The sequence below is a fragment of the Allocoprococcus comes genome, from assembly GCF_013300725.1.
Lineage (GTDB): Bacteria > Bacillota > Clostridia > Lachnospirales > Lachnospiraceae > Allocoprococcus > Allocoprococcus comes_A.
Genome location: NZ_JAAIMM010000002.1, coordinates 150,064 through 162,839, shown reverse-complemented (window position 1 = coordinate 162,839; position 12,776 = coordinate 150,064). Strand labels below are relative to the sequence as shown.

The following is a 12,776-nucleotide window of genomic DNA, read 5'->3' as shown; positions in this document are numbered from 1 at the left end:
CAGACAGGAGGAAAAGAGTCATGACAAAGAAAGCAGAAAGACAACCAATCAAAGCAGAAAATGTAGCAGGCGGCGCAGGCTATATCCTGAAGGAAGAACTGATCAAAGATGAACAGCTGGGCGCACACTGCAAGATGTTCAATGAAGTTACCTTAAAGCCGGGATGTGAGATTGGATATCATGAGCATCACGGAGAGACGGAAACTTATTATCTGACAAAAGGAGCCGGCATTTATAATGATAACGGAAAAGAGTATCCGGTAGAAGTCGGAGATGTGACCTTCTGTGCAGATGGAAATGGTCACGGCATCAAAAATGCGGGGGAAGAAGACCTTGTGTTTGTGGCGCTTATTTTGAAAGAATAGTGTGAAGAGGGACGGAGCCCGGCGCAAATGATATTGATCGTCACCTATGAAACTGTCACTGGCAGTTTCATACGGATGCATGGCAACTCCGAAGTTCGTACAAAAAGGGGATGATGTTCGTGTGAACACGGACACCATCCCTATTTTTGTGGAGAACATTATGCAAAGAAATCCTGTATTCCTTGAAGCAGTCTCTTATTATCTTCCGGAGCCATAATGCAGAACCGGAAGTATTCTCCCCCCAGTTCTTGAAAGCTGGAGCAGTCTCTCACCATCAGACCCTGCTTGATCAGAAATTCAAATACATCCGCAGAAGTAACTCCTTCTTTTTCAATCTTCACCAGAACAAAATTTGCATAGGCCGGATAGACGGTCAGTCCATCAATCCTGGAAATCTGATCGCACATTTTCTCTCTTTCGGAGAGGATCAGCTCCCGCGTTTTCTGAATATAGTCCTGATCCTGAAGCATTTTCTCACCGGCATAAGCGCCGAGGCTGTTGAGACTCCATGGATTCTGCATCAGCAGAAGATCCTGAAGAAACTGCCGGTTGCTGGTTGCGCCGTAGCCAAGCCGGAGACCCGGAGCTGCATAGAATTTGGATACCCCACGCAGGATCATCAGATTGTCATAACTTTCGATCAGCGACATGGAAGAAATTGCATCGATATCCGGTGCAAATTCAACGTAAGTCTCGTCAATCATCAGGAAAGAACCGGTTTCCCGGCAGCAGTCCAGAATGGTCTGGACCTCAGAAGCTCTAAGGGCAGAGGAAGTTGGATTGTTCGGATTGCATAAGATCACCAACTCATAGCCTTTTTTGATTTCGGCACAGAAATCATCGATATCAAGATGGAACTGATCTGCCTCCTTTAATAAATAAGTGTGGACCGAACTCCCAATCAGATCCAGTTCCCGGCCGTATTCGGAATAGGTCGGACCCAGTACCAGTGTTTTCTGAGGTTTCCGTGTCTGGATCAGAAGAGAGATCAGTTCAGTAGAACCGTTTCCGACGATCACGTGTTCCGGTAAAATCTGGCAATAACCGGCGATTACTTTCTTCAGAGCAGTGTAGTTACGGTCCGGATAGCTGCTTAGAAGATCCAGATGTGCTGAGAGATCTTCTTTGAGCTTTTCGGATAAACCAAGTGGGTTGACATTGGCTCCAAAGCAGACGATCTCGTCCGCCGGTACATGATAAAATGCGGCGACAGCAGAGGTGTCGCTTCCATGAAACTGCGGTTTCGCTTTCATAAATAGTATTCTCCTTTGTGTATAACAAAAAACTGTGAATTAAAAAAATCGGGTATTCCGCATTGCCTGATATGCAGAATAATGTTATAATTTATTATAATGTCTTTTTGAAAAAATGCAATGCAGAAGTAGGTGGCAAGCTTGAAGAATAAAATAAAAAAATTTTCCAAAGGAGATTTCCGAACCATTCATCCGGAGATTGTACTGCCGGTAACGAATCTTGAGATGACGATCGGGGAAGGAGAGTCCTGCCAGGGAAGTTTCATTATGAAGAACAGGAAAGAAGGAGATATCAGAGGACTTGTATATTCTTCTTCTTTTCGTGTACATTTAGAAGAACAGGGATTTGAGGGAAACCCGGTGGAAATCCGTTTTACTTATGATGGAAGCGGACTTGCTCCCGGGCATGTTGAACAGGGAAAGTTTACGATCGTATGTAACGGTGGAGAATTTGAGGTAAACTTTACTGCGATCATTGAAAAACCATCAATCGAGACTTCCTGTGGAAGAGTACAGAATATCCGTGATTTTAAAAGGCTGGCGATGGAAAACTTTATTGAGGCACACCGTCTTTTCAGATCACGCGATTTTTATGATGTGATAAAGTATGAAGAGCCAAGGATAAAGGCACTTTATGATAATATTAGGAAATGGTCTCTCGGTGAACAGGCGATGGAAGAATTTCTGGTCGGAATCAAACAGAAAGAATGTATTTTCCTGACGATGGGACGGAATCAGAGAACATTCCGCAATTTAAAAGAAGCAACCCGCGAGATTATTCACTTCACAAAGAATACCTGGGGGTTTATGCCGGTAAAGGTACATGTGAGTGGTGACTTTATCCAGATTGGAAGAGATAACTTTACAACGGATGATTTTGTGGGAAATCTGTTTGATTTCAGTTATATCATTCATCCGGAAAAGGCTCATGCGGGAAATAATTATGGACAGATTGTTTTTGAAAGTCCGTATGAATCGCTGACCTATGAGGTAATGCTGGCTAATCACAAGGATCATGCGGAGAACAGACGTGTGGCAGATAAGACGATCGCATCGATCATAAAGGAATTTCTTGCGTACAAGGCAGACGGAAAAAATCTGACAGCCTGGGCGGATGCGACAAGAGAAAAACTGAAGGGACTGGATATATATTCAGAAGACGGAGATGTTTATCCACTGTTTGATGCGCATCTTAACCTGCTCTGCAAGGAGCCGGACAAGGCAAGTGATATTCTGGATGATTACAATTACAGCCGTTTCTCGGTGAATAAGGATTCCGTCATTTCATCGTATTATCTGTATCTGACTGCGCTTTTAAGAAAATCAGGCAGCCAGGTCAACAAAGCGATAGAAGAACTGAATAAGGCATATATGAAAGAACCGACGTCATGGCAGCTTGTGTGTATGCTGATTGACATTGATCCGGAATATAAAAACTACAGCAAAAAATTACAGGTTCTGGAACGCCATTGCAGCAACGGTGCGAATCAGGTGATCCTGTACTGGCAGGCATACCGGTGTTTTCTGGAGAAACCAACCTGTCTGAAAAAACTATCAGCATTTGAAGTGCAGATTCTTAATTTTGCACAGAAACACGGAGTCCTGACAAAGGAAATTGCACTTTACATGGCAAACCTGGCATCCCAGCAGCGGACCTATGATAAGAATCTGGACAAAGTGATGCGGAAAGTGTATCGGATTTTCCAGGATCCACAGATCCTGACAGCGATCTGTACTCACCTGATCCGTGGCAATCGCACAACGCCTGACTGCTTTGAGTGGTATGCATCAGCAGTAAAAGAAGATCTGAAGATCGCGCAGCTTTTTGAATATTATATGATGACTGTAGATGATAAATATCTGGACAGACAGTTTCCGAAATCGGTACTGCTTTACTTCCGGCATGGAAATACACTGGAATATAAAAAAGCAGCAGTACTTTATGCGAATCTGATCAACTGCGAAGAAGAAAGCAGTGAGCTTTACAGTGCTTACAGAGAGCAGATGGAACGGTTTGCATGGACACAGCTTGAGAACCGCAGAATCAATGATATCTTACATATCATTTACAAACGCTGCTGCACCGAGCGGGATATGACACCGGAAAGGATCCGGGCGGTTTATGATATCTGTCATGCTTATGAGATTAAGACAACGGCAAAGAACATGGCGTTTGTCATGGTGATCGAACCGGATGGAACAATCAGTCAGAAAGTACAGTACAGTGCAGATGGTGTGATTGTATATCTGTACAGTAAGGACGCGCGGATCGTCTGGGAATCAAAAGACGGCCGTCATTATATTGATTCCATTCCATATGAAACTATGCGGATGTTCTATGAGAACCGGTATATGGAAATCTGCAGAAAATATCAGGAAGAGCATGAGGAAGAGGAACGAAAAAAAGAGAAAAAAGAACTGACCTGGGATATGCTTAGAAAGCACGGACTTGAGACGGCAGATGAAAAAGAAGTATTTAAAATGTGCAGCATGCGCCTGCGCGAAGAAGGTGCGGAGGAGGATGATTTCCTTCTGGCACTTTGTTTTGAACTGTTCCTGAAAGACCAGTATGATAAGCAGACACTTTCTTATCTTGCTGAGTATTATTGTGGCTCTACCCGTAACATGAAGAGGCTCTGGCATGTGGCGAGAGATTATGATATTACGACTTACAAGCTTTCAGAGAGGATCATTACGCAGATGCTTTTCTCGGAAACGATGTTTGGTGAGGAAGAGATTTTTGCGGATTATTATGAAGGAAGAACGTATTTCCGCTTGAAGAGAGCATATCTTGCCTATGTTTCAAGAGAGTATGTGGTAAATGGACGCCAGGTAAAAGGATGTATTTTTGTGATCATTGCAAATGAATACCGCAAAGAGGAGGATCTTCCGGATATCTGCAAGATTGCTCTGCTGAAATATTATTCCAGCAGGGAAGTGCATCAGGAACTGGAACCGATGCTGCGTGAATTTTTGCGTGAAATGTGTGAGAAACAGCTGTATTTTTCTTTCTATTTAAAATATCCGGAGAGCTGGCTGAGAGAGGTGCAGCTTTATGATAAGACGATGATTGAATATCACGCAAAGCCTGGTAGCAAGGTGGCGATTTCTTATCAGATACGTAAGGGTGAAAGCGACAATATGAACTACCAGGAAGAAATACTGCTTCCAGCGTATGAAGATACTTATATCAAGAGCTTTATTTTGTTCGGTGATGAATCTCTTCGTTATTATTTTACAGAGACGAATAAAGATAAGGTGACAGTCACGGAAAAACGTGATTATAAACCGCGGGAGGTAAGGCCGATCGGAAGATTTGGAAGACTGAATGATATGACATCGCTGAAGGATGAAGCGCTGGCAATCGCAATGAAGGAATTTGCAACAGAAAAACAGCTTGCTGATGATATTTTTGTTGCTTACTAAAGGAGGAAATACTTCATGGCACATGGAAGTATCATAGGATATGACATCAATGCAAAGATGTGTCAGATCAGTTATTATAATGAACAAACACAGGAACCGGAGACGGTAGATACAGGGATTGAAAAGGAAAACAATCAGATCCCTCTGGTGATGAACTATTACAAAGAGACCTGGACTTACGGAAGACAGGCAAGAAGAATGTCTACGGTAAGGGACAGTATCTGCGTGGAAGGAATCTGGGAATGTGCGCTTGGCAATAGGAAAATCGAGGTAGACGGACAGGAATATGAAGGTGTCCAGCTTCTGGCAGATTTTGTAAAGTACACGTTGAATGGATTTGAAGAAATTGAAAGCATCACGTTTACAGTCCCGGAGAAAAACGAAGACATCCGCGTCCTGCTGAAGGGAATCGGACAGAAGCTCGGAGTGGCAAAGGAAAATATTTATGTTCAGGACTACAAGGAAAGCTTCTGTCATTATATGTTTAACCAGCCGAAAGAATTATGGCAGTATGAAGCGGCACTTTTCTACTGTGACGAGGATGTGATCCGGGCATATATGCTGCGGGAACTGAAGAACAGTTCGCAGAAAAGCAGGGAAAGCTTTGTGACAGTGGACAAGGTGGCGGATGCGCGTATGGAAGAACTGGAAGCAGTTTATCCGGTGCTGCATGTTGAGAAGGCAAAAGCGGCAGATGAGCATTTTAAACGTTTTATCCAGAGTGTATTCAACAAGAAGATGATCTCTTCTGTCTTTTTGACAGGGGATGGGTTTGAAAATAACTGGTATCCGAATTCTCTGCGCGTTCTTTGTAACGGACGCCGTGCGTTTATGGGAAATAATCTGTACAGTAAAGGGGCGTGTTATACGGCGCAGCGCAGAAAAGAGGAACAGTCAGATGCACCGGTCTACCTGGATGAGACAAAGCTGACCGAGCAGATTTCTGTGCGGATGCGCGTGAATGGAGAAGAAGGCTGGTATCCACTGGTATCCTGGGGCAATCACTGGTACGAATCAGACAGACAGTTCGAGGTGCTTCTTGGTGATACAGAGAATATTGAAATCCATGTAGATTCTCTGGTGACCGGCAGGCATCTTGTGGAGCCGGTTTCCCTGAAAGGTATGCCGGACCGGAAAAATTATGCGCTTCGTCTGAAGATTAATACATTTTTCTCGGATGAAAAGACCTGTCATATTATTTTTGAAGATATGGGATTTGGTGAATTTTTTGCGCCATCAGGATTCCGGGTGGAGAAGATCATTGAATTAGGAGGCAGCAATGGGCAGTTTAATTCTTTGTCATAAGAAAAAGGCAAAACATCCATATGAAATTTCGAGGATCCATACAAGGATCAGTACACTTGAAGAACTGTGTTATTATCTGTGCAACAATCTGTATCTGATCGATTATACGATCATGAATGAGCAGCTCTGCAGATGGATTGCAGATGAACTGGAAATGCAGGATCTTGCAGTAAAGCTGGTGGAATTGATCCGGAATCATGGTTCCGTGGAGAAATTTGTGGTTCTTGTGCTGCATGAATCCAGAATCTACACACCGGGTGAAATGGCACACATCCAGAATGTTCTGGAAAAACTCAAGAACCAGAAAGAAGTAGAACGCCAGAAATACAAAGCAGATACGCTGATGGAAAGCGGAGAACTGGAATCGGCAATCCTGGTTTACATGTCGATTATCAACGGAGAAAAGGATGATTCGGTAGATAAGCGTTTTTATGGCCGCGTGTATGCGTGCCTTGCCGGAGCATATGGGAGAGCATTTCTGTATGAAGAGTCGGCGAGAATGTATGAGAAGGCGTATAAGATCTGTGAAGATAATAAAATGCTGGAAGGTTATCTGTATGCAAGTTCCAGATACATGCCGCAGGATGAATATCAGAAGATGGTTATGGGCAATGAAATCCTTTTGGAAATTGACAATAAACTTACAGAAAAGATAGAAAATGTGAGAGAAAATATCAACATCGAACCGTCAAGGGAATTGTTTGAAGAATGGAAAAAAGAGTACAGAAGAGCATAGTGTTCGGGAGAAAGTTCAAGGCTGTGTATTGATTTTCGGAAAATCATGTATTATACTCTCTATGTAAAAAATAAGCGGATACAACAAATAGGAGAAGACAAAACGATGAGCGAACTTGAAAGAGTAGAGACTGGGTTAGGTGAAGAATGTGGTGTATTCGGAGCCTATGATATGGATGGCGGCGATGTTGCACCGTCGGTGTACTATGGTTTGTTTGCCCTTCAGCACAGAGGGCAGGAAAGCTGCGGAATTGCAGTGACAGATACCTATGGCAAGCGGAAAGTCCATTTCAGGAAAGGGCTTGGACTTGTCAACGAAGTATTCAATGAGGAAGAGCTTGACAAATTAAAGGGAAACCTCGGCGTCGGACATGTGCGGTATTCGACAGCAGGAGGAACGCGTGCGGAAAATGCACAGCCACTGGTTCTGAATTATGTGAAAGGTACATTGGTAATTGCCCACAATGGTAATCTGACAAATGCAATTGAGCTTCGTCATGAGCTGGAATATACAGGAGCTATCTTCCAGACAACCATTGATTCAGAAGTGATTGCCTATCACATTGCAAGAGAGCGTTTGAAGGTTTCGAAGGCAGAGGATGCGGTCAAGAATGCGATGAAGAAGATTGAGGGTGCATATGCACTGGTTGTATCAAGCCCGCGTAAGATGATCGGAGCGAGAGATCCGTTTGGCCTCAAACCACTCTGTATCGGTAAGCGTGATAATACCTGGTTTCTGGCATCAGAAAGCTGTGCGCTTGCGGCTGTTGGAGCAGATTTTGTCCGTGATGTAGAGCCGGGAGAGATTGTCAGTTTTACAAAGCATGGTGTGTCTTCGGACAAGAGTATGCAGATTCCACCTGAAAAGCAGGCGCGTTGTATTTTTGAGTATATTTATTTCGCACGTATGGACAGTGTGATCGACAGCATCAATGTATATCATGCAAGGATTGTTGCGGGAAAAGCTCTTGCACAGTCTTATCCGGTAGAGGCTGATCTGGTAGTCGGTGTACCGGATTCCGGACTTGTTGCGGCAAAAGGATATTCGGAATATTCCGGAATTCCTTATGGCATGGCGTTTCATAAGAACAGTTATGTAGGAAGAACCTTTATCAAGCCGAAGCAGAGCCAGAGAGAGTCCAGTGTGAAGATCAAACTGAATGTCATTGAAGAGGTTGTACGGGGCAAGCGTATTGTTATGGTAGATGATTCCATCGTCCGTGGAACGACCTGTGCAAATATCATCAAGATGCTCAAGAAAGCAGGAGCAAAAGAAGTTCATGTAAGAATCAGTTCGCCACCGTTTTTACATCCTTGCTATTTTGGTACGGATGTACCGTCGAATGATCAGCTCATTGCTCATTCACATACAACGGAGCAGATCCGTGAAATGATCGGAGCAGATTCTCTTGGATATATGGAAATAGATAAGCTGAAAGACATGGTTGGAGATCTTGGATACTGCGATGCATGTTTTACAGGAAATTACCCGATGCGCGTTCCGGGAAAAGATATTTCCCACGCGTTTGAGTCAGAAGAATAGGGAGGATAAGACTATGGGATACGACAAGTATGTAAGTCCGCTTTCAGAGCGGTATGCCAGCAAGGAGATGCAGTATATTTTTTCTCCGGACATGAAATTTAAGACATGGAGAAAACTCTGGATCGCACTTGCAGAGACGGAAAAAGAGCTGGGGCTCAATATTACAGATGAACAGATCGCAGAACTGAAAGAGCATGCAGAGGATATCAATTACGATGTCGCAAAAGCACGTGAAAAAGTAGTGCGTCATGATGTGATGTCTCATGTCTATGCATATGGACAGCAGTGTCCGAAAGCAAAAGGAATCATCCATCTGGGAGCAACTTCCTGCTATGTAGGTGATAATACCGATATCATTGTTATGGCAGAGGCCCTGAAACTTGTTAAGAAAAAGCTGGTTAATGTTCTGGATGAACTTTCAAAGTTCGCAGATCAGTATAAAGATCTTCCGACACTTGCATTTACTCATTTTCAGCCAGCACAGCCGACAACGGTTGGAAAGAGAGCAACTCTGTGGATGCAGGAATTTTCCATGGATCTTGCGGATCTTGATTATGTACTTGGGAGCCTGAAGCTTCTTGGATCAAAAGGAACAACCGGTACACAGGCAAGTTTCCTGGAACTGTTTGAGGGGGATCAGGAAACCATTGATAAGATTGATCCGATGATTGCTAAGAAGATGGGATTTGAAGCATGCTATCCGGTATCCGGACAGACCTATTCCCGTAAAGTGGATACAAGAGTTGTGAATGTTCTTGCCGGAATTGCAGCAAGTGCACACAAATTCTCCAATGACATCCGTCTTCTCCAGCATCTGAAAGAAGTGGAAGAGCCGTTTGAAAAGACGCAGATCGGATCTTCTGCAATGGCATATAAGAGAAATCCAATGAGAAGCGAACGAATCGCATCTCTGTCCCGCTACGTGATGATTGATGCACTGAACCCGGCGATCACTTCTGCTACACAGTGGTTTGAACGTACTCTGGATGACTCTGCAAACAAGCGCCTGAGTGTACCGGAAGGTTTCCTCGCGATTGACGGTATTCTGGATCTGTGCCTGAATGTCGTTGACGGACTGGTTGTATATCCGAAAGTAATTGAAAAACGTCTGATGTCTGAACTTCCGTTCATGGCAACAGAGAATATTATGATGGATGCAGTGAAAGCTGGTGGAGACCGTCAGGAACTGCATGAAAGAATCCGTGAACTTTCGATGGAAGCAGGAAAGAATGTTAAAGAAAAAGGTCTGGACAACAACCTTCTTGAACTGATCGCGGCAGATGATGCATTTAATCTGAGCCTGGAGGATCTTAAGAAAACAATGGATCCATCCAAATATGTAGGACGTTCCAAAGAACAGGTCGAAGCATTCCTTAAGAATGTGATCCGGCCGATCCTGGATGAAAATAAAGAGCTGCTTGGTGTAAAAGCAGAGATTAATGTATAGAATATCTGAATAAACAAAAATAGAAGAGCAGGAAGCAGATTTCCGGGTAAGACGGAAGAATGTTTCCTGCTTTTTATTTATGTTTCATGGTCTGAAAATAACTTCTTTGAAATATCAATATAGTAAAGAATTAACGTGTTCATGTGAAAGAATCTATAAATCCCATGGAAATGTATAGATATTAAATCGTCATTAATTAGACAATTTGACGAAAAACATAAAAACAGCATTTTTGACAAACATAGAAAAGCGCGAAAAAACGCACTTATTTAGAGTGAATTTATTATGTTATCGCAGTAACATGGTGATAATATACAAAAAATAAATAAGTTAACTGAAAATATTGCATAAAAACTATAAATAAGTTATTATAGATTCAACAGATAAAAACTATAAGGGATGTCTATTAAAAAGGAGGGTTATTGTATGAACATTAACGATTTAGTATTAAAGGTAAATGATGTCCTAACAGGATCGGTGCTGATCATAGCACTTGTAGGTATTGGCTTGCTGTTCACATTTAAGCTTGGATTTATCCAGATCCGTGGCTTTAAAGATGGATGGAACAGAACCTTTGGCGGACTTTTTGGCAAGAAAGGGGATGCCGGAAAAGACGGAATGTCTTCTTTCCAGGCACTTGCAACAGCGATCGCTGCTCAGGTTGGTACCGGAAATATCGCCGGAGCTGCAACCGCAATTGCAGTCGGTGGTCCGGGAGCAATCTTCTGGATGTGGATCAGTGCATTTCTCGGAATGTCAACGATCTTCGCAGAAGCGGTTATGGCTCAGAAGTTCAAGCAAGTCAGTGATGACGGAACCGTAACCGGTGGTCCGGTATATTACATACGAGGAGCATTTAAAGGAGCGTTCGGAAAAGTTCTGGCAGCTATTTTTGCAGTCCTGATCATCTTTGCACTTGGATTCATGGGCAATGCGGTTCAGTCTAACTCAATTGCAGCATCATGGAACACTGCATTCGGAATTCCGAAGATTGCAATGGGTATTTTTGTAGCAGTTGTTTCTCTGTTTGTATTCACAGGTGGTATGAAGCGAATCGCAAAAGTTACTGAACTGATCGTGCCGATCATGGCAGCGTTTTACATAGTAGGTTCTTTGATCGTAATTTTTGCAAACGTTACAGCAATCCCGTCAGCATTCCATGACATTATTGTCGGTGCGTTTAAACCAGCAGCAGTAGCAGGTGGTGCAATGGGCGCAACCTTGAAGCTTGCAGTACAGAAAGGTGTGGCAAGAGGTCTCTTCTCAAATGAAGCTGGTATGGGTTCTACACCGCATGCACATGCAGTAGCAAAAGTTAATCATCCGGTAGAACAGGGCTTTGTAGCAATGATTGGTGTATTTATCGATACATTTGTAATCCTGAACCTGACAGCTCTTGTAATCATCACAACCGGTTCAAGAACATCTGGTCTTACAGGCGCACAGCTGAGCCAGTATGCATTCTCTACATTATATGGTAAGTTCGGTGAGATCTTTATCGCGATCTGTATGTTATTCTTCGCATTCTCAACGATCATCGGATGGTATTTCTTCGGTGAAGCAAACATCCGTTACCTGTTTGGAGCAAAAGCTGTTAAAATTTACTCAATCATTGTATGTATCTGCGTAGCGCTCGGATCACTTCAGGAAGTAGATCTTGTATGGAATATGGCAGACTGCTTCAACAGTATGATGGTTATCCCGAATGCGATTGCACTGGTAGCACTCAGCGGTCTTGTTAAGAAGACGCACGATGATTACTATAATAATTTCCTGCCAAATCAGAAAAAGGGAAAATAGATAATTTGTATAATAGCTGAGAAATAGTTATAGAAAAAAACAATAAGAAATATACAAAAAAATCTATAAAAAGACTAGCATTTTGTATAAATGTGTGTTATAGTAATCATGCCAGCAAGAGAGCTGATGCAAAATGAATAAAAGATGCAGTCAATTAGATAGTAGGTTGATATTTCCTGCGAGAGAATCATTTATAAAGATATTTGATAAATGGTCGCCGAAGATGCAAACCGTAGAGCAGTAAAGCTCGTTGAATGGTGAAACTTTCAGGCAAAAGGATCGGGAAAGGTACTACACTCTGAATCCGGAATTACCGAATTTACAAGGAAACAGAAAGGGCGTTTAAAACAGAGAGGTTGTTTTGACGTCCTTTTTTGATACCAGATATATGTTAAAAAATTATCTGGAGTATTTCAGACACAGGGAGTCAAAAAAGACCGCATAAACGGACAGGGGACGAAAGGAAGAAGCGGCTATGAATACTGGATTTATGATTATCACAAATAATCCACTGGTAAAAGAAAAACTCGGGGAAGATTATCATGTGGAATATGAAGAACTTTCTTATGAGGACACACTTAAAAAAGTTCAGAAGATGATCTTCCAGGGATACAAACTTCTGACACATCCACTGTCCGGAAGCGTAAAACCGAATGAGACTCCATATAAGTCGGTTATGCTCTCGGAATCGCCGGAAGGTCTGGATGCGCAGGCAATGCAGATCATCGCAAGTGCCATTCAGGCGTGTGGCAAATTTCAGTTTAAGTCTGATCTTTATAAACCTCAGGTTTATGCAGACTTCCAGCTTGTAGATTATACACTGATCTCAAGCGCACTGCCGTCAGCAGAAAGCTGGCGATAGAAAAAAGGCTGTAGAAGTACATGCGGTTTGGTGTACTTTT

9 protein-coding genes and 1 riboswitch are annotated in these 12,776 nt (G+C 42.8%); of the genes, 8 read left to right on the top strand and 1 reads right to left on the bottom strand.

Annotated elements, in window-relative coordinates:
* Positions 1 to 20: 20 nt before the first annotated feature.
* Complete coding sequence (locus G4407_RS02015; RefSeq protein WP_173687578.1) at positions 21 to 365, top strand: cupin domain-containing protein; 345 nt, start codon at positions 21 to 23, stop codon at positions 363 to 365.
* 158 nt (positions 366 to 523) lie between these two features.
* Here the strand turns inward: G4407_RS02015 and G4407_RS02010 are convergent, their stop codons facing one another.
* Positions 524 to 1,618 (bottom strand): pyridoxal phosphate-dependent aminotransferase, encoded by a 1,095-nt coding sequence (locus G4407_RS02010; RefSeq protein WP_173687577.1) that lies wholly within the window; start codon positions 1,616 to 1,618, stop codon positions 524 to 526.
* Between the two features lie 132 nt (positions 1,619 to 1,750).
* Here G4407_RS02010 and G4407_RS02005 point away from each other — a divergent pair, with 132 nt between their 5' ends.
* From G4407_RS02005 to G4407_RS01975, 7 genes are all read left to right on the top strand, one after another.
* Positions 1,751 to 5,044 (top strand): DUF5717 family protein, encoded by a 3,294-nt coding sequence (locus tag G4407_RS02005; protein WP_420314993.1) that lies wholly within the window; start codon positions 1,751 to 1,753, stop codon positions 5,042 to 5,044.
* A 15-nt stretch (positions 5,045 to 5,059) separates the two neighbouring features.
* Positions 5,060 to 6,349, top strand: a complete 1,290-nt coding sequence (locus G4407_RS02000; protein ID WP_173687575.1) for a DUF5716 family protein — start codon at positions 5,060 to 5,062, stop codon at positions 6,347 to 6,349.
* Positions 6,324 to 7,085, top strand: coding sequence for a hypothetical protein (locus G4407_RS01995; RefSeq protein ID WP_173687574.1), 762 nt, complete (start codon positions 6,324 to 6,326; stop codon positions 7,083 to 7,085). Before G4407_RS02000 ends, G4407_RS01995 begins: the two co-directional genes overlap by 26 nt.
* Positions 7,086 to 7,190: 105 nt before the next feature.
* Positions 7,191 to 8,627, top strand: a complete 1,437-nt coding sequence (gene purF, locus G4407_RS01990; RefSeq protein WP_173687573.1) for an amidophosphoribosyltransferase — start codon at positions 7,191 to 7,193, stop codon at positions 8,625 to 8,627.
* Positions 8,628 to 8,640: 13 nt separating this feature from the next.
* Complete coding sequence (gene purB, locus G4407_RS01985; RefSeq protein WP_173687572.1) at positions 8,641 to 10,074, top strand: adenylosuccinate lyase; 1,434 nt, start codon at positions 8,641 to 8,643, stop codon at positions 10,072 to 10,074.
* Positions 10,075 to 10,500: 426 nt separating this feature from the next.
* Positions 10,501 to 11,874 carry an alanine/glycine:cation symporter family protein gene (locus tag G4407_RS01980; protein WP_173687571.1) on the top strand — a complete coding sequence of 458 codons (1,374 nt, stop codon included), beginning with the start codon at positions 10,501 to 10,503 and terminating at the stop codon, positions 11,872 to 11,874.
* Between the two features lie 167 nt (positions 11,875 to 12,041).
* Positions 12,042 to 12,166, top strand: a riboswitch (glycine riboswitch).
* 183 nt (positions 12,167 to 12,349) lie between these two features.
* The gene (locus G4407_RS01975; protein ID WP_173687570.1) at positions 12,350 to 12,736 is read left to right on the top strand and encodes a GrdX family protein; all 387 of its coding nucleotides are present in this window, start codon (positions 12,350 to 12,352) and stop codon (positions 12,734 to 12,736) included.
* The last annotated feature ends 40 nt before the right edge of the window (positions 12,737 to 12,776 follow it).

Coding starts and splice junctions, on each gene's coding strand:
- G4407_RS02015 (WP_173687578.1), top strand. CDS start 21: ATGACAAAGAAAGCAGAAAGACAACCAATCAAAGCAGAAAATGTAGCA.
- G4407_RS01995 (WP_173687574.1), top strand. CDS start 6,324: ATGGGCAGTTTAATTCTTTGTCATAAGAAAAAGGCAAAACATCCATAT.
- G4407_RS02000 (WP_173687575.1), top strand. CDS start 5,060: ATGGCACATGGAAGTATCATAGGATATGACATCAATGCAAAGATGTGT.
- G4407_RS01980 (WP_173687571.1), top strand. CDS start 10,501: ATGAACATTAACGATTTAGTATTAAAGGTAAATGATGTCCTAACAGGA.
- G4407_RS01975 (WP_173687570.1), top strand. CDS start 12,350: ATGAATACTGGATTTATGATTATCACAAATAATCCACTGGTAAAAGAA.
- G4407_RS02010 (WP_173687577.1), bottom strand. CDS start 1,618: ATGAAAGCGAAACCGCAGTTTCATGGAAGCGACACCTCTGCTGTCGCC.
- purF (WP_173687573.1), top strand. CDS start 7,191: ATGAGCGAACTTGAAAGAGTAGAGACTGGGTTAGGTGAAGAATGTGGT.
- purB (WP_173687572.1), top strand. CDS start 8,641: ATGGGATACGACAAGTATGTAAGTCCGCTTTCAGAGCGGTATGCCAGC.